General features: G+C 71.4%; 18 protein-coding genes, 1 tRNA gene and 1 pseudogene. 7 read left to right on the forward strand and 13 right to left on the reverse strand.

All coding sequences use genetic code 11. The annotated features are described in order from the left end of the window. Positions 1-70: 70 nt before the first annotated feature. The 7 genes from ACFWXC_RS30280 to ACFWXC_RS30310 form a co-directional block, all read right to left on the reverse strand. Positions 71-628, reverse strand: a complete 558-nt coding sequence (locus ACFWXC_RS30280; protein ID WP_384483451.1) for a SigE family RNA polymerase sigma factor — start codon at positions 626-628, stop codon at positions 71-73. Positions 629-820: 192 nt separating this feature from the next. Next, complete coding sequence (locus tag ACFWXC_RS30285) at positions 821-1,987, reverse strand: lipid-transfer protein (protein ID WP_384483452.1); 1,167 nt, start codon at positions 1,985-1,987, stop codon at positions 821-823. Further along, positions 1,984-2,433 carry a MaoC family dehydratase gene (locus tag ACFWXC_RS30290; RefSeq protein WP_384483453.1) on the reverse strand — a complete coding sequence of 150 codons (450 nt, stop codon included), beginning with the start codon at positions 2,431-2,433 and terminating at the stop codon, positions 1,984-1,986. The genes ACFWXC_RS30285 and ACFWXC_RS30290 overlap by 4 nt, the downstream gene beginning before the upstream one ends. Beyond that, positions 2,423-3,553 carry an acyl-CoA dehydrogenase family protein gene (locus tag ACFWXC_RS30295; protein WP_384483454.1) on the reverse strand — a complete coding sequence of 377 codons (1,131 nt, stop codon included), beginning with the start codon at positions 3,551-3,553 and terminating at the stop codon, positions 2,423-2,425. Before ACFWXC_RS30295 ends, ACFWXC_RS30290 begins: the two co-directional genes overlap by 11 nt. A gap of 1 nt (position 3,554) precedes the next feature. After that, entirely contained in the window at positions 3,555-4,493 is a 939-nt protein-coding gene (locus ACFWXC_RS30300; RefSeq protein WP_384483455.1) for a bifunctional MaoC family dehydratase N-terminal/OB-fold nucleic acid binding domain-containing protein, read from the reverse strand. After that, positions 4,477-5,646: an acyl-CoA dehydrogenase family protein gene (locus ACFWXC_RS30305; RefSeq protein WP_384483456.1), complete on the reverse strand. Its 1,170-nt coding sequence runs from the start codon at positions 5,644-5,646 to the stop codon at positions 4,477-4,479. Before ACFWXC_RS30305 ends, ACFWXC_RS30300 begins: the two co-directional genes overlap by 17 nt. Positions 5,647-5,883: 237 nt before the next feature. Continuing rightward, on the reverse strand, positions 5,884-6,201 hold the full coding sequence (locus tag ACFWXC_RS30310; protein ID WP_384483457.1) for a hypothetical protein: 318 nt from the start codon (positions 6,199-6,201) through the stop codon (positions 5,884-5,886). Between the two features lie 358 nt (positions 6,202-6,559). Here ACFWXC_RS30310 and ACFWXC_RS30315 point away from each other — a divergent pair, with 358 nt between their 5' ends. The 3 genes from ACFWXC_RS30315 to ACFWXC_RS30325 all read left to right on the forward strand — a co-directional run bounded on the left by ACFWXC_RS30315 (position 6,560) and on the right by ACFWXC_RS30325 (position 10,705). Beyond that, on the forward strand, positions 6,560-7,492 hold the full coding sequence (locus ACFWXC_RS30315) for a bifunctional DNA primase/polymerase (protein WP_384483458.1): 933 nt from the start codon (positions 6,560-6,562) through the stop codon (positions 7,490-7,492). Between the two features lie 362 nt (positions 7,493-7,854). Then, positions 7,855-10,266 carry a glycoside hydrolase family 3 C-terminal domain-containing protein gene (locus ACFWXC_RS30320; RefSeq protein WP_384483459.1) on the forward strand — a complete coding sequence of 804 codons (2,412 nt, stop codon included), beginning with the start codon at positions 7,855-7,857 and terminating at the stop codon, positions 10,264-10,266. Positions 10,267-10,291: 25 nt separating this feature from the next. Next, on the forward strand, positions 10,292-10,705 hold the full coding sequence (locus ACFWXC_RS30325) for a hypothetical protein (protein WP_384483460.1): 414 nt from the start codon (positions 10,292-10,294) through the stop codon (positions 10,703-10,705). Positions 10,706-10,734: 29 nt separating this feature from the next. Here the strand turns inward: ACFWXC_RS30325 and ACFWXC_RS30330 are convergent, their stop codons facing one another. From ACFWXC_RS30330 to ACFWXC_RS30340, 3 genes are all read right to left on the reverse strand, one after another. Next, positions 10,735-11,628, reverse strand: coding sequence for a GNAT family N-acetyltransferase (locus tag ACFWXC_RS30330; RefSeq protein ID WP_384483461.1), 894 nt, complete (start codon positions 11,626-11,628; stop codon positions 10,735-10,737). Between the two features lie 88 nt (positions 11,629-11,716). Next, positions 11,717-11,803: transfer RNA gene (locus tag ACFWXC_RS30335), tRNA-Ser, on the reverse strand. A 331-nt stretch (positions 11,804-12,134) separates the two neighbouring features. Beyond that, positions 12,135-12,533 (reverse strand): heavy metal-responsive transcriptional regulator, encoded by a 399-nt coding sequence (locus ACFWXC_RS30340; RefSeq protein WP_384483462.1) that lies wholly within the window; start codon positions 12,531-12,533, stop codon positions 12,135-12,137. 76 nt (positions 12,534-12,609) lie between these two features. On the opposite strand from ACFWXC_RS30340, the gene ACFWXC_RS30345 reads away from it, so the two are divergent. Next, entirely contained in the window at positions 12,610-13,005 is a 396-nt protein-coding gene (locus ACFWXC_RS30345; protein WP_384483463.1) for a hypothetical protein, read from the forward strand. Positions 13,006-13,318: 313 nt separating this feature from the next. Here the strand turns inward: ACFWXC_RS30345 and ACFWXC_RS30350 are convergent, their stop codons facing one another. Further along, on the reverse strand, positions 13,319-14,803 hold the full coding sequence (locus ACFWXC_RS30350) for a S1C family serine protease (RefSeq protein ID WP_384483464.1): 1,485 nt from the start codon (positions 14,801-14,803) through the stop codon (positions 13,319-13,321). A gap of 257 nt (positions 14,804-15,060) precedes the next feature. Between ACFWXC_RS30350 and ACFWXC_RS30355 the strand changes: the two genes are divergently transcribed. From ACFWXC_RS30355 to ACFWXC_RS30365, 3 genes are all read left to right on the forward strand, one after another. Beyond that, entirely contained in the window at positions 15,061-15,888 is an 828-nt protein-coding gene (locus tag ACFWXC_RS30355) for a glycerophosphodiester phosphodiesterase (protein WP_384483465.1), read from the forward strand. A 276-nt stretch (positions 15,889-16,164) separates the two neighbouring features. Next, positions 16,165-16,803, forward strand: a complete 639-nt coding sequence (locus tag ACFWXC_RS30360) for an ATP-binding protein (RefSeq protein WP_384483466.1) — start codon at positions 16,165-16,167, stop codon at positions 16,801-16,803. 184 nt (positions 16,804-16,987) lie between these two features. Next, positions 16,988-17,977, forward strand: coding sequence for a DUF5926 family protein (locus ACFWXC_RS30365; protein ID WP_384483467.1), 990 nt, complete (start codon positions 16,988-16,990; stop codon positions 17,975-17,977). 392 nt (positions 17,978-18,369) lie between these two features. On the opposite strand, the pseudogene ACFWXC_RS30370 reads toward ACFWXC_RS30365, so the two are convergent. Both ACFWXC_RS30370 and ACFWXC_RS30375 read right to left on the reverse strand, forming a co-directional pair. Continuing rightward, positions 18,370-18,918 (reverse strand): annotated as a pseudogene (locus tag ACFWXC_RS30370) (hypothetical protein); the annotation flags it as partial. A gap of 54 nt (positions 18,919-18,972) precedes the next feature. Next, positions 18,973-19,647, reverse strand: a complete 675-nt coding sequence (locus tag ACFWXC_RS30375) for a bifunctional DNA primase/polymerase (RefSeq protein WP_384483468.1) — start codon at positions 19,645-19,647, stop codon at positions 18,973-18,975. Positions 19,648-20,144 lie beyond the last annotated feature (497 nt).

Consider the following 20,144-nt stretch of genomic DNA (forward strand, 5'->3'; position numbering starts at 1 on the left):
TCTGCTCACATACCGGGCGGTATGTCACTAGGGGAGAGACAACTAACACCGGTCGGCGGCTGTCCGGCCGCTATCGGACGACGTCCAGTTCAGGGTCCTCGCGCAGCTTGCCGAGCGCACGCGACACGGCGGACTTCACCGTGCCCACCGACACCCCGAGCACCTCGGCCGTCTGCACCTCGCTGAGGTCCTCGTAGTACCGCAGCACGACCATCGCCCGCTGCCGCGCGGGCAGCTTCATGATCGCCCGCCACATCGCGTCGTGCAGTGCCTGCCGGTCGGCCGGGTCGTCCCCGCCGCCCGCCGGCTCCGGCTCGGGCAGTTCGTCGCAGACGAACTCGTCGACCCGGCGCTTGCGCCACTGCGAGGTCCTGGTGTTCAGCAGCGCCCGGCGCACATAGCCGTCGAGCGCCCGGTGGTCCTCGATCCGCTCCCAGGCGACGTACGTCTTGGCGAGCGCGGTCTGGAGGAGGTCCTCCGCGTCACTGGGGTTCGCGGTCAACGACCGGGCGGTGCGCAGCAGGACCGGTTGGCGGGCCCTGACGTACGACGCGAAGGACGGGTACGGCCGGGTCTGCCTCGCCGAGACAGCGGCGTCCGAAGCGCTGGTGCAGACGGGTGTGGTCATGGCTCCACGCTATGAGCGAACAGCGTGACGGCGGATCGGCCGCAGGTCCCGAAGGAGAGTCCGCCTCAGGTTGTAGGGGTAGGGCTGGCTACACCTCCTGAAGGTGGAGTACGCGGGCAGTGCTCCTGCGGGTTTACCCCTGAGGGGGGAGTACGGCCAAGGCCGCGGACCACGCCCCGGCAGGCCGCCGGTTCACCCGTCCGAGGTCAGGACCAGCCCTGACGTCGGCACCCCGGTACCGGCGGTCACCAGGACCCGACCCGCGCCCGGTATCTGGTTCACGCCCGTGCCCCGCAACTGGCGTACTCCCTCCGCGATCCCGTTCATCCCGTGGAGGTACGCCTCCCCGAGCTGTCCTCCGTGCGTGTTCAGCGGCAACCGCTCCTCGGTCACGAAGTCCGCCGCCTCCCCGCGTCCGCAGAACCCGAACTCCTCCAGCTGCATCAGCACGAACGGGGTGAAGTGGTCGTACAGGATCCCCACGTCGATGTCGGCCGGGGCAAGTCCGGAGGTGCGCCACAGCTGCCGCGCCACCACGCCCATCTCCGGCAGCCCGGTCAGGTCGTCCCGGTAGAAGCTGGTCATCTGCTCCTGGGCCCGGCCGGCGCCCTGCGCGGCCGCCGCGATCACGGCCGGCGGACGCGGCAGATCACGCGCCCGCTCCACCGACGTGACGACGAGCGCCTGTCCGCCGTCCGTCTCCTGGCAGCAGTCGAGGAGCCGGAGCGGTTCGACGATCCAGCGGGACGCCGCGTGGTCGGCGAGGGTGATCGGACGGCCGTGGAAGTAGGCCGCGGGATTGGTCGCCGCGTACTTCCGGTCCACCACCGCCACCTGCCCGAACACCTCGGGGGTCAGCCCGTACGCGTGCAGGTAGCGCTGCGCCGTCATCGCCACCCAGGACGCCGGGGTGAGCAGCCCGAACGGCAGTGCCCAGCCGAGCGCCGCGCCCTCCGCCGACGGCTCCCGGTGCTGCACGCCCGAGCCGAACCGGCGCCCCGACCGCTCGTTGAACGCCCGATAACAGACGACGACCTCGGCCACCCCCGTCGCCACCGCCAGCGCCGCCTGCTGGACCGTCGCACAGGCCGCGCCGCCGCCGTAGTGAACGCGGGAGAAGAAGGACAGCTCGCCGATCCCGCAGGCCTGGGCCACGGTGATCTCCGGGCTGGTGTCCATCGTGAACGTCACCATCCCGTCCACGTCCGCCGGGGTCAGCCCCGCGTCGGCCAGCGCGGCCCGCACCGCCTCCGCCGCCAGCCGCAGCTCACTGCGCCCCGAGTCCTTGGAGAACTCGGTGGCCCCGATCCCCACGATCGCCGCCCGCCCGCCGAGCGAGTCCCGGCCCCGCACGCTCATGAGTCCCCCTCGTCGGTGATGGTGACGGTCACCAGGCCCCCGGTGAGTTCGACGGTCACCGTGCCGGTCACGTGGTTGCCGATACCGTTGGCGCCGACCACCCGGACCGTCGCCGTCCCCGTCACCTCGTCCAGCTCCTCGATGCGGCCGGTCAACACCATCGTGTCCCCGGGGTAGTTGGGCGCACCCAGCCGGATGGCGACCTTGCGGAGCTCTGCCGTCGGGCCGAAGTAGTCGGTGATGTACCGGCCGACCAGGCCGTTGGTGGTCAGGATGTTCATGAAGATGTCGGGGGAGCCCTTCAGCCGGGCCAGTTCGGCGTCGTGGTGCACGTCCTGGTAGTCCCGGGACGCGATCGCGCCGGCCACGATCAGCGTCCGCGTGATCGGGATCTCCAGCGGCGGCAGCCGGGTGCCCACGCCGGGCCGTGTCGTCTCAGTCCCCACTCGCGATCAACTCCCCCAGTTCCTGGAGCACTTCGCCCCCACTGCCCAGATACGCGTCCAGCTGGCGCCCCCACAGGAAGTGCCGGTGCACCGGATGCTCGACGTCGGCGCCCGCGCCGCCGTGCAGATGCTGGCCCGTGTGCACGACCCGCTGCCCCGCCTCGGACGCCCACCAGGCGGCGGTCAGCGCGTGCGTGGCGTACGGCAGCCCCGCGTCCCGCCGCCAGGCCGCCTCGTACGCCGTCACCCGTATCGCCTCGGTGTCCATATGGGCGTCGGCGGCCCGGAGTTGCACGGCCTGCCGGGTGGCGAGCGGGCGCCCGAACTGCTCGCGGGTGTTGGTGTGCGCGACGGCCCGGGCGAGGGAGCCCGCGCAGACACCGGCCTGGAGCCCGGCGAAGGCGGTGCGGGCGGTGGCCAGAACGTCGGCGTAGGCGGTGGCGCCGGGGTCCGGATCGGGGCCGGGGTCGGTGGCACCGGGGTCCGGGTCGGGTGCGGGGCCGGGGTCGGTGGCGGCGGGGTCCGGGTCGGGTGCGGGGCGGGGGTCGGTGCCGAGGGGCTCGGCGGGGGCCTCGTCGAGGGTGAGGCGCCCCGCCGACCAGGGGGCGGTGAGCTCGGTCTCCTCGATGCCGGTGCCCTCGCCGAGCGGCACCAGCCAGAGCCGCCGGCCGGCGTCCGCGACCAGGACGTGCGTGGCGTCGCGCAGCCACGGGACGACGGGGACGGTGCCGGTCAGCCCACCGCGCCCGGAAGGCCGTACACCCTGCTGGGCGGGGAACGCCCCGGCGACGACCACCGATCCGTCCCCGATCCCCGGCAGCAGCCGCTCCCGCTGTTCGCTCGTGCCGTGCGCGGCGACCGCCAGCTGCCCGTACACGCAGCTCGCCGCGTACGGCACCTGGGCCGTGGTGCGGCCCTGTTCCTCCAGGAGCAGCACCAGCCCCAGCAGGCCCAGTTCCTCGACAGCGGCCACCAGCCCGGCCGCGGTGAGGGCCTTCCACAGTTCCGGGTCGCTGCCGGTACCGGCGGCCCGCAGCCGCTCGTGGGTGGCGAGGTCGGCGAAGATCCGGGCGGCCAGGTCACGGGCCGCGGCCTGCGCCTCGGTGGGCGTGAAGTCCATGTCAGACCTCCCCGCCGAGACCGGCGAGGGTGTCCACGCCCCGGAAGACGGGCAGGGTCAACGCGCCCTCCTCGTCCTCGTACCGGCAGAACTCCACCCGTACCGGCAGCCCGATCCGCACCTTGTCGTACGGCACCCCCACCACGTTGCTCACCATCCGCACGCCCTCGGCGAGTTCGATCAGGCCCACCGCGTACGGAGGGGCGAAGGCCGGGAAGGGCGGGTGGTGCATCACGACGTACGAATAGACCGTGCCCTCGCCGGCCGACTCGACCGTGTCCCAGTCGAGGCTGCCGCAGGCGTTGCAGCCCGGCAGCCAGGGGTGGCGCAGGGTGCCGCAGTCGGCGCAGCGCTGGATGAGGAGGCGGCCCTCGGCCACGCCCTCCCAGAAGCCGGCGTTGTCCCGGTTGACCACCGGGCGGGGGCGCCGGCCCTTTCCGGCGGGCGGCCGGGCGCTCGGCGCGTACTTGAGGATGCGGAAGCGGTGGGTGCCGGCGAGGTCGTCCCCGACACGGACGTCCGTGCGGGTCGTGACGAAGTACCCGGTGCCCAGCTTCGTCCGCTTCCGCTCCGACACCGACTCGATCACCGTGTCGAAGACCACCTCGTCGCCCGGCCGCAGCGGCTTCAGGTACTCCTGCTCGCAGTCGGTGGCCACCACCGAGGTGCAGCCCGCCTCGTCGAGCAGGGTCATCAGCTCGTCGTACGCGCCGGTGCGCCCGTCGTGTCCCGACAGACCGCCCATGGTCCACGCCTGGAGCATGGTGGGCGGGGCGACGGCGTCGGGCCCCTCGTACGCCGGATTCGTGTCGCCCGTCGCCTCGCACCAGTGCCGGATCATGGGCAGGTTGACCGGGTCCCTGCCCACGCCCGAGACCGCAGCCGGCTGCCCCTCGTACGCCTTGAGCCGCACCCCCAGCTCGTCAGTCCCCCCGGCCACGGCCACCCCTCCTCATCCCGAGCCGCATCGTCGCGACGATCTCCCGCTGCACCTCGCTCACCCCGCCCCCGAACGTGTTGATCTGCGCCGCCCTGTTGAGCCGCTCCAGCTCGCCGTCCTCGAACGCCCCCGGCGATCCGGACCGGACCAATGCCGCCTCGCCGACGATCTCCTGACACATGCGATACGTCGCGACTGCCGATTCCGTTCCCGCGAACTTCACGCCGCTGGCCTCCGCGGGGGCCACCCGGCCCGCCCCCGCGTCCCCCACCAAACGCCAGCTGAGCAGGCGGTTCGCCGCCAGCCGGGCATGCGCTTCGGCCAGCCGAAAACGCACCCAGGACTCGTCAACACGGCGTCGGCCCGTCACCGGATCGGGGGTGCGGGCGGCGGTGAGCGCGGCCTCGTAGAAGTCCTCGGCCTGCATGGCGGTCGCGGCGAGGGCGACCCGCTCGTGGTTGAGCTGGTTGGTGATGAGCGACCAGCCGTCGTGCTCGGCGCCGACCAGGTGGCCGGCGGGGACGCGGACGCCGTCGTAGTAGGTCGCCGTGGTGATCTGGCCGCCCACCGTCTCGATCGGGGTCCAGGAGAACCCGGGGGCGTCGGTGGGGACCAGGAGGATCGAGATGCCGCGATGCCTGGGCGCCTCGGGGTCGGTACGGCAGGCCAGCCAGATCCAGTCGGCGTGCTGGGCGCCCGAGGTGAAGATCTTCTGCCCGTCGATCCGCCAGCCGTCGCCGTCCCGCACCGCCCGGGTGCGCAGCGAGGCGAGGTCGGTGCCGGCGGCGGGTTCGCTGTAGCCGATGGCGAAGACCAGGTCGCCGCTGAGGATGCCGGGCAGGAAGCGGGCCTTCTGTTCGTCGCTGCCGTACTTCATGAGCGTGGGCCCGACCGTGTTGAGCGTGACCATCGAGACGGGGGCGCCGGCCCGGTACGCCTCGTCGAAGAACACGAACTGCTCCTCGGCGCCCAGCCCTTGACCGCCGTACTCGACGGGCCAGCCGAGGCCGAGCAGGCCGTCCGCGCCGATGCGGCGCAGCAGGGCCCGGCGTTCCCCGGGCGTCTCGGGGGCGGGGGACGGGATCAAGGACCGGAAGTAGGCACGGAGTTCGGCGCGCAGCCGCCGCTGGCGTTCGGTGGGAGCCAGATGCATGGTTTCTGACTGTCCGTCAGATACGACCCACTGTCAAGGTCGAACAGACGGCACGCGGAGCCGGAAGGCCGGGAGCTGCCCGAAGACCGGAGCCGCCGGAAGACCGGGAGTTGCCGGAAGGCCGGGAGCCGCCGGAAAGCGGAACGTCGGAAAACGCCTGCGCGGCGGTACCGGAGTACCGCCGCGCAGGCGCGCTTCATCCCCACAGAGCACACCCCACCAGGGCTCAGACGGGGACTACCACAGCTGGGTGAAGTGGACGGCGACGTTGTCGTTGCCCTGCTGGATGGCCGTCCACGCGGAGCCGTTGACCTGCGCGGTGTTGCTCTGGTTCGAGGCACCGTTGCCCACCGCGTTCTGCTGCGTGGTGGAGGAGTTGCCGTTGTTGTCGTGGCCGACACCGCTGCCGATGATGCCCGCCACACCGGCGTTGGCGCTCGATCCGTTGTCCGCGATGGCACCGTTGTCCGCGGCGGCCACACCGGCGAAGAGAGCGGCGGCGAGCGGAAGGGCGGAGACGGCGGCGAGAACGCGGGCGGTACGGATGCTTGCCATGTTGTTTCCTCTCAGAGCCCGGCTATGCCGGAAGTACGTCAAGTAAGGCTGTTTCCAAGGCAGTTGGCCGACCGCCTCGGTGGTTGTCATCGACGTCGCGAGATCAGAATTGCCCACCGAATCCCCGGCGAACCACCCCGGACAGCCTCATTCGCCCTCAAGCGTGATGACAAGTCGATAAACCCCTTTCGCCATCTTTGGTTGACTCCAGTCCCAGTCATGACCAGTCCGGACATCACCCCTTCAAGCGCCCCAAGGGGAGAACCGATCCGGCACCTTTTCCGGCCAGGTTGCCGCCCTCGGCGTGTCACACCCGGCCCCTCTTCCCTTTTTCGAACGTACGTACGAACATGGATGCATGGCCACCACCGACCGGCAGGCCACGACGCTGGCCCTCGCACACGCCCTGTCAGCCGCCGAGCGCGGCCTGGCCGTCATCCCCCTGTCCCGGACCAAACTCCCGGCCCTGCGCTCCCCGCACCGATCCCTGTCCCCCGACCGATCTCCGGACCGATCCGCGGGCCTCGGCTCCCCGGACCCCGCCGGGCCGGAACCGGCGCTACCGCCCTGCCACGGCGAGTGCGGCCGCCCCGGCCACGGGGTGTACGACGCCACCACCGACCCGGCCCGCATCCGCGAGCTGTTCGCCGCGGCGCCCTGGGCGACCGGCTACGGCATCGCCTGCGGGCTGCCCCCGTACCGCCTCATCGGCGTCGACCTCGACGTGAAGTCCGGTACGGACTCCACCGCCGCGCTGCGCGAACTGGCACTGCGGCACCTGTTCACGATCCCGCCCACGGTCGTCGTGCTCACGCCGAGCGGCGGCCGCCACCTCTGGCTGACCGGACCTCCGGACGCCGTGATCCCCAACTCGGCCAGCCGGCTCGCCCCCGGCATCGACATCCGGGGCGCCGGCGGCTACCTGGTCGGCCCCGGCTCCCGCACCGACCACGGCGTCTACGCCACCGCCCCCGGCACCGAACACCTGGTCCCGGCGCCCTGCCCGCCGTCCCTGCTCCGCCTCCTGCTCCCGCCCCCGCGAGCACCCCACCCCGCGACCCACCCCTCGGTCGGCAACCGCGGCCAGGGTCTGGTCCAGTTCGTCCTCGCCGCCCACGAGGGCCAGCGCAACACCCGCCTGTTCTGGGCGGCCTGCCGCGCCTACGAGAACGGCATCGGCCGCGCCCTGCGGGCCCCGCTGATCGACGCGGCGGTCCACACCGGCCTGACGGAACACGAGGCCCGCGCGACGATCGCGTCGGCGGCCCGCATGACCGGCCACCACCCCTGAAGATCGAACACGGAAAGCCGCCCGCCCCTGACCTGCCACTCATGCCCCTGACCCGCGTCGCCCTCGCCTCCGGCCCCCGGCAGTCCACAGTCCGGCAGTCCGGCAGTCCGGCAGTCCGGCGACAGGCTCCCGGCTCCTGACCTCCGCCCTCTGATCCTCGTCTCCGGCTCCTGACCTCCCCTTTCTCACCTCCAGTCTCTGATCCCCGTCTCCAGCTTCCGATCTCCGGTCTCTGACGGCGCGTCCGCCTGGCGCGTGTCCGGTTCGGCGCGACTTTGGGGTTGCTCGGCAGCGACGAAAGATGCGTGGCCGCAGACTTTCGGGAGCTGATCCGGGCGGGTCTCGCTCGGCATGCTGGCGGTATGGATCAGGCGAAGATTTCCCGGCGTGCGCTGGTGGGCGCCGCCGCTGCCGCCACCGCTGCCGTCGCAGCCGGGGCGGCCCCCGCTCTGGGGGCGCGGTCGGCATCCCCTGCCCGGTCGGCGGCGGGCCGCGGCGCGGGGAGCGCAGGCTCCCGAAGGGTCGAGGCCCTGCTCACCCGTATGACGCTGGCCGACAAGATCGCCCAGTTGAACATCCCGGTCTGCCTCCCGCAGGAACTGCTCGGCGATTCCACGGATCCGACGGGCACGCCGGAGAACCGGGAGGCGTACGTACGCGGCCGGACCGTGGTCGGAACAGGCCGCCGGCAGCTGACCCTGGGCCCCGGCGGCGGTTTCTTCGGCCTCGTCAACCAGTCCCTGTCCGGTTCCATCGAGGTGCCGCACCCCCTGACGCCACGCGAACAGGCCGAGCAGCACAACCGGCTGCAGCGGCTGGCCCGCGACACCCGGCTCGGCATTCCGCTGCTCCAGATCAGCGAGGGCACCCACGGTTCCGTGGGCCCCGGGGCGACGATCTTCCCGGAGGGACTGGCGCTCGGCGCGACCTTCGCCCCGGACCTGGTGGGCCAGGTGTACGCGGCGGTGGCCCGGGAGTCCCGCGCGGTGGGGATCCACGCGCTCAGCACCATCACCGCGGAGCTGAACCGGGATCCGCGCTACGGCCGCGGGATCTGGGCGTTCAGCGAGGACTCCTTCCTGACGGCCGCCTACGTCGGCGCGCTGGTGCCGGCCATGCAGGGCGACGACCTCACGTCCGACGCGTCGGCGGTCACGTCCCTGGTCACCTTCCCCATGGAGTCCCCCAACGTCGGCGGCCTGGAGACCAGTTCGATCGAGATCGGCGAACGTGCCTTCCGCCAGACCCACCTGGAACCGTGGCGGGTGGGCTTCGCCGAGGCCGGGGCCCTGATGACCGAGGCGAGCGAACAGACCATCGACGGACTGGTCGTGCACGGCTCACGCAGGTACCTCACCGAACTCCTGCGGGACGAACTGCACTTCGACGGGGTGGTGATCGGCAACGACCTGCGCGGCCTGATCCGCGAACACGTGGCGGCCACGGCCCAGGAGGCGGCACGGCTCGGGCTGCGCGCCGGGGTCGACGTCAGCCTGTCCTGGGACGAGATCTATCTCGACCAGCTGGCCGCGGCCGTACGGGACGGAAGCGTCGACGAAGCCCTGCTCGACCGCGCGGTGCGGCGCGTGCTGACCCTCAAGGAACGTCTGGGGCTGTTCGAGAACCCGTACGTCGACGCCGCCCGGGCGGAACGGGTGGTCAACCGCACGGAGCACCGGGCCCTGGCGCTGCGCGCCGCGCGTGAGTCGATGGTGCTGCTGAAGAACGAGGGCGGCCTGCTGCCGCTGGCCGCCGACAAGGTCCGTACGGTGGCTCTGATCGGGCCCAACGCCGACGACGAGCTCAATCTCCTCGGCGAGTACAACGCCTACCCCGCCCTGCACGAGACCCCGTCCATCCGCGCGGCACTGACACGCCTGCTCGGCGACCGGGTCCAGGTGCGGTACGCGCCCGGCTGCGCCGTCACCGGAACGGACACCTCCGGCTTCGCCGCCGCGCGTGCGGCGGCCCGCAACGCCGATGTCGCCGTGGTGGTCGTGGGTGAGCAGACCAAGGGCGGCTACTTCTCTCCGGACCGCACCGACGGCGAACTCAAGGACGTCGCCTCCCTCGACCTGACCGGCGTACAGCAGCGGTTGCTGGAAGAGGTGCACGCCACGGGCACGCCGACCGTCGCCGTGGTGGTCACCGGCCGCGCCCTGGCCCTGCCGTGGGCCACGGCGCACCTGCCGGCGCTGCTGATCGCCTGGCTGCCCGGCGAGGCGGGCGGCAGGGCGGTCGCGGAGGTGCTGTTCGGAGAGACCGAACCGACCGGCCGGCTGCCCGTCACCTTCCCGCGGGACGTCGGCCAGCTCCCCCTGTCGTACGACCAGAAACACGCCCGCGCCGAAGCGGACGACTACGTCGACCTGCCCTCCACTCCCCTGCACGCGTTCGGATCGGGCCGCGGCTACACGACCTTCCGCTACAGCGGCATCCGGCTGGACGACACCTCCATCGCGCCGGACGGGCGGACCCAGGTCCACGTCGACATCACGAACACGGGTGACCGGGCCGGAACCGAGGTCGTACAGCTGTACGTCACCGACAACCACGCGAGCGTCTCGCTGCCGCGCATCCGGCTGCAGGGCGTGGCCAAGCGGCGGGTGGCGGCGGGCGAGCGGGCCACGGTGTCGTTCCCCGTGGTGGCCGCCCGGGACCTGACCCTCGTGGACGAACAGCTGCGCACCGTCGTCGAGCCGGGAACGTTCGACCTCACGATCGGCAGCGCCTCGGACCGCCCGCACCAGCGCATCACCCTGACCGTGTCCTGACCTTCCACCTCACCGGGAGCACCACATGAGCAGCACCCACGACACCGCACTCGCCGAAGCCGACTACATCGCCGCCACCGCCGACGAACTGAGCCGCAAGCAAGGAGCCGACAAAGCCGCGGCGGTCATCAGCCAGAAGGCGCTCTTCCAGCGCCGCGGGCGCATCGTCCTGCACCCCGACGAACTCGTCCTCACGAACTGGTCCGAGGCCGGCTCCCTCGTCCTCACCCGCGCGGACATCACCACGGCCGAGACCCGCTTCACCGACCTCTACGGCCGTTTCCTCGGAGGCCTCCTCAACGCCGGCAAGCCCCTCATCCTCACCACCGCCTCCCCGTCGGCCGGCGAGATCTACCTGCTCATCAACCGCCGTGAGTTCATGGAGACGACGGACGACAGGGAGTGGGAGAAGCGGATCAACGACTGGCGCAACGCCTGATCCGCAGGACCTGCTGTCCCGGTGAGGCCCTAACCGGCTTCTGACGCGGTGTACGAGAAGGTGTACGGGAAGTCGTACACCGCCCAGTCGGTGAGCGTGCGGTAGCCGAGCCGCTGGTAGAGGGCGTTGCTGGTGGGGTTGGACAGATCCGCGAACAGGACGACGTCCCTGGCGCCCGCGGCCAGCGCGGCCCGGCTCACCTCCGCGGTCACGGCACCCGCGTAACCGCGACCGCGCAGGTGGGCGGGGGTGTACACGATGTCCACCTGGACCTGGCCGCCGATCTGCGGGTTCAGGCCCGCGACGGAGACGGGAGTGCCGTCCGGGGTCTCCCAGAGCGTGTAGCGCTTGTCGGCGAAGCGGGTGTCGGCCCACGTGCCGGCGTCGAGGGAGACGTCCTCCCCGACGGCCTTGGCGAACTCGCCGCACCAGAACACGGCCTGATCGAGGTCCTGCTCGCCCAGGACCCGGCCTCGGCCCGCCGGCAGCGGCTCCGGTGGGGTGAGCGTGCCGAGGCGGTACAGACGCAGCCGCGTGTCGCGGAGTCCCGGTGTCGCGCCGGTGCGCCGCTGCCAGGCCTCGGCGAAGGCGGTGGCCGTGCTGTGGTCCGCGCTGACGGAGGGGACGGTTTGACCGAGGGCGGCCAGGCGGGCGGCGAGGGAGTCGGCCTGCTCGGGCGTGAGCGGGGAGAGACCGTAGCCACGGGGCGGAAGGCGATAGAAGGTGGCCTGCACCTCGCCCGCCCGCTCCAGCACACCGAAGACGGGGGCTTCGCCGCCGAACCCGGCCGCCCGCCCCGTTCGCACTCTCTCGGCCCAGGTCAGCTGCATGACGTGCGGGCCGGGCCGGGAGCGCAGGAAGTCGCCGGCCCGGACGAGAAAGTCGTCGACGTCTTCGGTCAACTGCCAGTCACCTGAGCGCATGCCTGATGCTTCCCCAAGCCGACGACACCCGTCCAGCCCCCATGCGTAAGGGGCACCCCTCTCTGAGGAGCGCCCCTTACACCGGCCGCGGTGGGTGTGGGATTTGAACCCACGGTGACATCGCTGCCACGACGGTTTTCAAGACCGTTCCCTTAGGCCGCTCGGGCAACCCACCTCCTGCCCCGTCCACCAGGGGGCGGAGCGGGTACAGAGTACCGGCCCCCGGCCGCGCGCGGGGTTCTTGGTCCACTCCGGGTCCACCGGCTCCGTTCTGCTCGCCGGTGGCACCAGTGCTGAGCGAGCGGCCGTCAGCCGCCGAAGGACACCAGAGCCGGTCAGGACGGGAGGCTTACCGGTATCGGCGGTGGCGCGCGTGGGGCTTCAACGAGAACTCCTGGGTGGCGATTTGTGCTTGCTTGATCACTTAGGGGGTCGACGGTCGGGGCGTGCCCTCCCCGACCGGGAGGAGTGATCGATGAAGACCCCCATCTGTGGCGCTGACGGCGTCAGTCGGCTGTGAGGATGCGGCAGATGTGCCCCTCGGTGCAGGTGGAGGGGTCGGTGGCCGAGGCGGCGCGGGCCAGTTCCCGGAGCATGGCGCGCGTCGCGTCCAGTTCGGCGATCCTTCGGTCGACGTCGGCGAGGTGCTGGTCGAGCAACGCGGAGACGTGCGCGCACGGTGCCTGGCCGCTGTCGCGGATCGCGAGGATGTCACGGATCTCGGCGAGGCTGAGGCCGGCCGCCTGGGCGGAGCGGATGAAGCCGACCCGGGCCTGAGCGTGGACCGGGTAGTCGCGGTAGCCGCCCGGGGTGCGCGGCGGCTCCTCCAACAGCCCGGCCTGCTCGTAGAAGCGCAGAGTCTTGGTGGTGGTGCCGGTGGCGGCGGCGAGGGCTCCGATGCGCATACCTTCACGCTAACCCTTGACCTTCCAGCGCGATGGAAGGTCTAGCGTAGGGCCGCGTGACTTGGGGGTGACGCCGATGCGCGTGGAGATGCTGACGGTCCCGGACTGCCCGAACGGCCCGGTGCTCAAGGAGAGGCTGGTGCTCGCGCTCGCCGGACGTACGGACGTGGAACTGACCGAGAACGTGGTCGGCGACCAGGCCGAGGCCGAGCACCGGGGCATGTACGGCTCGCCGACGCTGCTGGTCGACGGGCGCGACCCGTTCGCCGCCCCGGGGGCCGAGGCCGGCCTGTCCTGCCGGCTCTACCGCGGAGCGGACGGCCGGATCGGCGGAGCGCCGTCCGTCGAGGAGCTGCGGCGGGTCCTGGGCACCACAACCGGGGCGGACCAGGCTGCCGGTCGGGCCGGGCAGGGCCGTACGCCACCGACGTGCCTGCCGCCCACCTCGTCCCCAACCTGCGTCCAGCGATGAACCGAGCCGGTCACGTGCACGGTTTCGTGGTCCACGCCTTGGCCACGCCTGGTCCGCACGACGTGATCCACAACGCGGCAGAGCCGGATCAAGGTGAGTCACGCTCCACGCAGAAGGGGTGCCCCTCAGCGAGAGGCACCCCTTCTGACCAGCACGTCTATGGCCCGGTGGTGGTGCGATCCGAGCCCACGGGGACGCTTTCGCGTCCTCACGTCTTTCAAGACCGTCCCTCAGGCCGCTCGGTCACCCCACCCCGCGCCGACCGAGATCGGCGCGGGGAACAGGGTGACCGGTTCGTGCGCGCGGGTGCGGGTCAGTTGTCGCCGACGCGGGAGCCGAGCGTGACGGTGACCGTGTGCTCGCTGCCGCCCCGCTTGTAGGTGATCTGGACCTTGTCCTCGGGCTTGTGGGTCCAGATCTCGCCGATCAGGGTCGGGCCGCTGTCGATCACCGAGTCGTCGAGCTTGGTGATGACGTCGCCGGGCTTGAGGCCGGCCTTGTCCGCGGGGCCGCCCGACTCGACCGCGGCGGAGCCGCCCGTGCCGGCGTCGGTGATCTGCGCACCGTTCGTCGAGTCTTCCAGGGACACCGAGGCGCCGATCTTCGCGTAGACCGGCTTGCCGGTCTTGATCAGCTGCTGGGCCACGTACTTGGCCTGGTTGATCGGGATGGCGAAGCCCAGGCCGATCGAGCCCGACTGCCCGGTGCTGCCCAGGCCGCCGCTGGAGGCGGACTGGATCGCGGAGTTGATGCCGATCACCGCGCCGGAGGCGTTCATCAGCGGGCCGCCGGAGTTGCCCGGGTTGATGGAGGCGTCGGTCTGCAGGGCGCTCATGTAGGACGCCTTGCTGGTGGAGCTGCCGTCGCTGGAGGCCACCGGGCGGTTCTTGGCGCTGATGATGCCCGTGGTGACCGTGTTGGACAGGCCGAAGGGGGCGCCGATCGCGATCGTCTCGTCGCCGACCGCCACGTCGTCGGAGTTGCCCAGGGCGAGCGGCTTGAGGTCCGACGGCGGGTTCTTGAGCTTGATGACCGCGACGTCGTAGCCCTGCGCGTGGCCGACGACCTCGGCGTCGTACTTCTTGCCGTCCGGGAAGGTCGCGCTCAGCTTGCCGCCGTCGAGGGCGTCCGCGACCACGTGGTTGTTGGTGATGATGTGGCCCTGGGTGTCGAAGACGAACCCGGTGCCGGTGCCGCCCTCGCCGCTGGTCGACTCGGCCTCGATGGTGACCGTGCTGGGCAGCGCGTTGTGAGCCACCGCCGCGATGGTGCCGGCCGCGCGCTTGACCTGGGTGGCGCCGCCGTCGGAGGAGGCGGAGACGGTCGTGGAGCCCATGTCGTCGTCGTTCTTGGCCAGCGTGTAGCCGAGGCCGCCGCCGACGCCGCCCGCGACCAGCGCGGCCACCAGAACGGCGGCGATCAGACCGCCGCGCCCGCTGCCCTTCTTCGGCGCGGGCTGCGGCTGCTGGAACGGCTGGTGTTGCTGGTACTGCTGGTGCTGCTGGTCGTACGGCGAGCCCCAGCCCGCCCCGGCAGCCGCACCTGCGCCCGCGCCGGCGTCCGCGTAGGAAGGGGTCGCGGGGGCCGGGGGCGGCCAGGAACCCTCGGCGGGGGCCTGCGGCGGGTGCGCGTACGGGTCACCCGCGGGCGTGCCCTGGGGCACCGGCGGGATCGGGGTGGTCGGCGCTTCCCCGCCGTCGGACGCGGCTGCCTGCGGCGAAGCAGCGGGAGACGTCGGCGGCACGGGAGGTGCGGACGGGGCCGGAGGTACCGGGTTGCCCTCGTTCTCGGTGCTCACAGCTTCTCTCCTCGGTCCACGGCTTTTCTTCTCGGTCGCACTCGGTCACGCTCTTTCACGCTTGCTGTCGGTCCGGCGCGATTCAGCTGTGCATGTGCTTTTGTATGCCGTCAGCTTTTCCCACAGGCCGTCAGAGCACCATAAGCGGTGGCTGTGGGTACACCGATAACCTTTATATAGGGCCTGTCCGACAAAAGTTCCCTTTGCTGGCATCGGGGATGCCCCCACGTACGCCCGCTCGATGGCACCATGTCGCGGTGACCCACGCACCACAGCATCGCATCCAGGTCGTCGCGCACCGCGGGGCCTCCGAGGACGCCCCCGAGCACACGCTCGCCGCCTACAAGAAGGCCATCGAGGACGGCGCCGACGCCCTGGAGTGCGACGTCCGGCTGACCGCGGACGGCCACCTGGTCTGTGTCCACGACCGCCGGGTCAACCGTACGTCCAACGGGCGGGGTGCCGTCTCGGCCCTGGAGCTCGCGGAGCTGGCGGCCCTGGACTTCGGTTCGTGGCGCAAGAGCCCGGCCTGGCGGGGACGGGACGAGGAGCCCGAATGGGAGTTCCGGCCGGAGGACCGCGCGGACACCTCCGTACTCACACTGGAGCGATTGCTGGAGCTGGTCGCGGACGCCGGGCGGCGGGTGGAGCTGGCGATCGAGACCAAGCACCCCACGCGGTGGGCGGGGCAGGTCGAGGAGCGGCTGATGCACCTGCTGAAGCGGTTCGGCCTGGACGCCCCGGCCACGGCGGCCGAGTCACAGGTGCGGGTCATGAGCTTCTCCGCGCGGTCGCTGCACCGGGTGCGGGCGGCCTCGCCGACGCTGCCGACGGTCTATCTGCTGCAGTTCCTCTCGCCCCGGCTGCGCGACGGCCGGCTGCCGGCCGGGGTGCGGATCGCGGGCCCCTCGATCCGGATCGTGCGCAACCACCCCACCTACGTCGAACGGCTGAAGCGGAACGGCCACCAGGTGCACGTCTGGACGGTGAACGAGCCGGAGGACGTGGATCTGTGCCTGGAGCTCGGTATCGACGCGATCATCACCAACCGGCCGGGGGCGGTGCTGCGGCGGCTCGGGCGATGAGTCCGACGACCCGGGGCCCGTGCCGCTGATCGACGTGCCCTGGACGTGCTGATCGAGATGCTGATCGAGATGCTGATCGACGTGCTGATCGAGGCTCAGATAAAGAGTCGCGTAAGGAATCCCCGCACCCCTTGACCCCACGGCGCACTCACAGCATCCTCACGTATCGGCCACACCATCGAAATTCAGCCACACGAAGCCATGCCTGGGGGATATGGCGACGAACCCGTCACAGGGTGTGCTCCGGCGCGTTCGGTCCGCATTCGTTCGTTGCGAATGCGTCACCGGACATTCATTGGCCGGTTTCCGGTTCAGGCCGATGGGGCATCCACACCGTGGCGTGGGGCAAAGGAGGTCTCGGGGGTGGCGTTGGTGGTGGCACAGGAGGTGCCCACGTCGTCGAGCATGGCCGTACCCCATGGCCCTGCGGGCGTGGGGAAGGCGAGGCACCGCATGCGTGATCAGTTGCGCACCGGTGGCGTATCGGAATCGGTCATCGACGATGCCGTACTTATCCTTTCCGAACTTTTGAGCAATGCGTGCAAACACGGGCGTCCCTTGGGGGACGCGCTGGCCGGGGACGGCGACGTCCGGGCCGCCTGGCGAGTTGACACGCGCGGCCGGCTGATCGTCGAGGTGACGGACGGCGGCGGACCGACCCGCCCGGCTCCCATGACCCCGTCGGTCACGGCACACGGCGGCCGCGGGCTGAACATCATCACGGCCCTGGCGGACGACTGGGGGGTCCGGGACGACGCCCGGGGCGAGGTGACGGTCTGGGTCGTGGTCCAGAAGGACGTGAGTGATCCGGATGGCACGGTCCGCCGCGACGCCTTCGCTACGCGCGTCACGACACCCGCGGCCCCGGAAATGGCCGGCCTGGACTTCGCCGACGCGTTCGACGACCTGGACTGACCGGTATACCGACTCGGACTGACCGGTACCGACTTGGACTGACCGGTACCGGCCTGTACCGAGCCGTACCGACCCGGTCCTGCGGAGCCCGCTGCGCGGCTCTGTCCACAGGTACCCGTGGTCCGGGGCGTGAACGGCTAGGCTCCCGCCAGTACGAGACGAGCCGTAACCGGGAGACACCCAGATGGCCAAGAAGCGACCCCAGACAAAGGCCACGCGGCCGCAGCTCAGCGATGCGGCCCGGGCCCAAGGCGCTGATGGAGACTTTCCGGTTGTCGGTGCCCGTGAACCCTGCCCCTGCGGCAGCGGCCGGCGCTACAAGGCGTGCCACGGCCGGGCGGCCGCACACGCGGCGACCGAGCTGGTGCACCGCCCGTTCGAGGGCCTGTCCGGCGAGGGCGACTGGGTGGCACTGCGCGAGCTGGTCCCCGCCGCCACGGCCGAACTGACCCTGAAGGACGGCCTGCCCGAGGGCGTCCCCTCGGTCATGCTCGCGACGGTGCTGCCGATGGCCTGGCCGGCGCTCCGGCGCGAGGACGGCACCGTCCTCCTCGGCCTGCAGAACGACACGGCGTCCGGCGACATCAGCCGCGACCTCGCCGACACCCTCCAGCGCGCCCTCGCCGCCGAGCCGGGCACCCCCGTGCAGGGCCGCCGCGCCCCCGCCGACAGCCCCCGGCTGCAGGACCTGCTCGACCCCGAGGGCCCGTTCGTGCCGGTCGTGCACGACGGCTTCGAGTTCTGGGTGCAGGACGCGGAGAACGCCAGCGCGGAGGTGACCGCCTCCCTGGAGCGGGCCAACGCGGCCGCCATCCCGACGGTGAAGCTGACCGGCGTCGACTCCGCCTACTGGTGCGAGACGCCCGAGAAGAACCATCTGCGGTGGGTCATGCCGTATCCCGAGGAGCAGCTTCTGGACGCTCTCGCGCGGCTGCACGCGGCGGGCAGGTCCGGCCTCGGCGAGGGGACCCGGCTGGTCGGATCGTTCCGCGCCCACGGTCTCACCGTGCCGGTCTGGGACCTGCCGAGCGGGGTCGGCGCCGAGGACGTGGAGAAGCCGGCCGCCGAGTTCGCCGAGCGGCTCGCGACCGCTCTGGCCTCGGAGGCACCGCTCACGGCGGACGAGCGCCGGGCCCGTGGCGGGCTCACCAACCGGCAGGTCACGCTCAGCTGACGATCACGGTCGGCGGAGGGACGCGGCTGACCGACCGGTCAGCCGCTCCGGACCCGTTGACTCGGGTGACTCCTGTCACAACTTCCCTATGTGGCAAGCAAATACGTGTCCGAATAGCCGAGATCGAATTTGCGAACCGCCGATCTCTTGTTACCGTCTCAGTAGCCCGGTTGCTGGTGCATCCCCCGTCGCCAGCAACCGGGCCTTTTCATGCCCGCGTGCATGCCGGCGTCCGGTGTACGGACCGTAGCGATACGTCAACTGCCGTTTGACCCACCGGAGTTGCTCTCGTACGAGTCTCCGGAGCCGTCGGCCGAGCCGCCCGCGGCGCCCCTCCCGAAGTCGCTTCCGGCGCCACCCGCAGCCCCGCTCCCGGAGTCACTGCCGGAACCGCTCCCGGGGTCACTTGCCGAGTTGCTCGCGCTGCGCAGCAGCAGCGGTCCGTCGCCGTCGCGCGCCGCGAACTCCGTGACGGCCGTGTAGGCGTCCAGCGCGCCCCGCGTGTGCTCCCGGGGCGTCTCACAGGTGGCGGGCTCGTCGGCGGCGTCCGCGGGGCAGTGCGTCTGCACGGTGCGGCCGTGCGGGCCCAGGAGGCTCAGCACGGGCTCCAGGTCCGCCCCGGTGGCGTTGCGGTAGTAGGTGCGCGCCCAGGTGTCCGCGCCCTGGGCCATCACACAGGTCTGCGCCTCCACTCCGCCGGGGGAGGTGAGTTCGGGACCGCAGCGGGCGGCCGTGGCCAGGCCGAGGCCGAGCACGAGGGGGGACCGGACGGGGGCCGGCAGCTTCTCGTCGTCACTTCGGGCGGGGTGTCCGGCGGCGTCGCCCACCTGCCCCGCGGACGCCACGGTCAGCGGCAGCGCGACCGCGCACACCATGACACCCACGAGGGCGAGCAGACGTAGTCGGGGGTCTGGGGGTTGCCCCCCAGAATTACGCAGCATGTGCGGAAGATAACCAGCGAGGCACGAGAAGCCGGGTTCTCGCGCCCGACACCCTTACAACTCGGGTGCGCTCACACCCGTACGGGTGAGGGCGTCGACCACGGCGTCCACCACGGCCTCCACATCGGGCACCCAGGGCTTGGCCGAGCCGGGCAGCGGGGCGCGCTCCCAGCGGATGGCACCCTGGCCGGTCTCGGAGGGGGGCAGGGCGAGATAGCCGCCCTCCCCGTGGAAGCGGAGCGAGCCGGGGACGAAGTCCTTGGCGTACAGCAGCTCGCCCAACTGCTCCATGGAGTACGGCTTGACGAGCAGCGCCCAGCGGGTGGGCGCCGCGACCACCGGGCCGAGGCGCATGCCTCGGCGGTCGAGAAGAGCAAGGGCATGGGAGGCCGCGAGGGCGGGCAGACTGACCGCGCAGGGCGCCGTTCCGCCGGTGGCTCCGGTAGCGAGGACGATCGGCGCGGCCGGCCGGTTGCCCCACCACCAGCGCACCATGCGCTCGTCGGTGGTGGCGGCGAGCAGACCGGGGTCGAAGGGGTGCGCACCGGGCACCGTGCACTCCGGGTCGGGGCAGGCACAGCGGGCCCGGCCCTGCGGGTCCGGGGCCACACCCGGGAGTACGGGCCACTGCCATTCCGTCGCGAAAGTCAGGGCCGCGCCGAGAAAATCAGGCCCCTTGTCTTTTCGCCTGGACAGGAGCCTGCGTCGCCTTCCGAGGATCTCGCGCATGAGCGCTCGTTCCTTTCCGTTGCACCGCTGGCAACACCGTGGACCACATCACATCATGTGTCGATCACTTCACTGTGCGTACCTGTTGGCGCATCACACCCCTGCACTGGCAAGGGGAACCCCAAAGGGTCGAGCCGGGGGCCGCGCCCGCATCCAATACTGCGTCTATCAAAAGCACGGCCACGGCGTGGGGGTGGCGAAGTCTGGCGTTTTGCCGTTCCGAGTGTTTCTCTCCGCCGCCGCCACGGGAGGATGGGGCACGGTCGTCGGTGGTTAAGACGCCCGGGTCCGTCGCCAGGTTCCGGGTGATCCCCAACCACCCCTGGCCTTCTCCGAGTACGTACCCATCACGACCGCTGTGACGCTCCGTGGAGCAAGGCCAGTCGACCGCAATGAACCGTTACCCGAGTCAGTTTTAAGCCAACTTTGCTTTTGTGCAAGCCGTCCGGGAGAAGTCACCGGGAGACCCACGGACACCAGGAATCCCGGCAGGACAA

Source organism: Streptomyces sp. NPDC058683 (genome assembly GCF_042716195.1).
Lineage (GTDB): Bacteria > Actinomycetota > Actinomycetes > Streptomycetales > Streptomycetaceae > Streptomyces.

What these genes read in the sequence shown, in the direction of transcription:
- ACFWXC_RS30280 (WP_384483451.1), bottom strand. Translation starts at nt 628, where the DNA reads ATGACCACACCCGTCTGCACCAGCGCTTCGGACGCCGCTGTCTCGGCG.
- ACFWXC_RS30285 (WP_384483452.1), bottom strand. Translation starts at nt 1,987, where the DNA reads ATGAGCGTGCGGGGCCGGGACTCGCTCGGCGGGCGGGCGGCGATCGTG.
- ACFWXC_RS30295 (WP_384483454.1), bottom strand. Translation starts at nt 3,553, where the DNA reads ATGGACTTCACGCCCACCGAGGCGCAGGCCGCGGCCCGTGACCTGGCC.
- ACFWXC_RS30305 (WP_384483456.1), bottom strand. Translation starts at nt 5,646, where the DNA reads ATGCATCTGGCTCCCACCGAACGCCAGCGGCGGCTGCGCGCCGAACTC.
- ACFWXC_RS30310 (WP_384483457.1), bottom strand. Translation starts at nt 6,201, where the DNA reads ATGGCAAGCATCCGTACCGCCCGCGTTCTCGCCGCCGTCTCCGCCCTT.
- ACFWXC_RS30315 (WP_384483458.1), top strand. Translation starts at nt 6,560, where the DNA reads ATGGCCACCACCGACCGGCAGGCCACGACGCTGGCCCTCGCACACGCC.
- ACFWXC_RS30320 (WP_384483459.1), top strand. Translation starts at nt 7,855, where the DNA reads ATGGATCAGGCGAAGATTTCCCGGCGTGCGCTGGTGGGCGCCGCCGCT.
- ACFWXC_RS30325 (WP_384483460.1), top strand. Translation starts at nt 10,292, where the DNA reads ATGAGCAGCACCCACGACACCGCACTCGCCGAAGCCGACTACATCGCC.
- ACFWXC_RS30330 (WP_384483461.1), bottom strand. Translation starts at nt 11,628, where the DNA reads ATGCGCTCAGGTGACTGGCAGTTGACCGAAGACGTCGACGACTTTCTC.
- ACFWXC_RS30340 (WP_384483462.1), bottom strand. Translation starts at nt 12,533, where the DNA reads ATGCGCATCGGAGCCCTCGCCGCCGCCACCGGCACCACCACCAAGACT.
- ACFWXC_RS30345 (WP_384483463.1), top strand. Translation starts at nt 12,610, where the DNA reads ATGCGCGTGGAGATGCTGACGGTCCCGGACTGCCCGAACGGCCCGGTG.
- ACFWXC_RS30360 (WP_384483466.1), top strand. Translation starts at nt 16,165, where the DNA reads ATGCGTCACCGGACATTCATTGGCCGGTTTCCGGTTCAGGCCGATGGG.
- ACFWXC_RS30365 (WP_384483467.1), top strand. Translation starts at nt 16,988, where the DNA reads ATGGCCAAGAAGCGACCCCAGACAAAGGCCACGCGGCCGCAGCTCAGC.
- ACFWXC_RS30375 (WP_384483468.1), bottom strand. Translation starts at nt 19,647, where the DNA reads ATGCGCGAGATCCTCGGAAGGCGACGCAGGCTCCTGTCCAGGCGAAAA.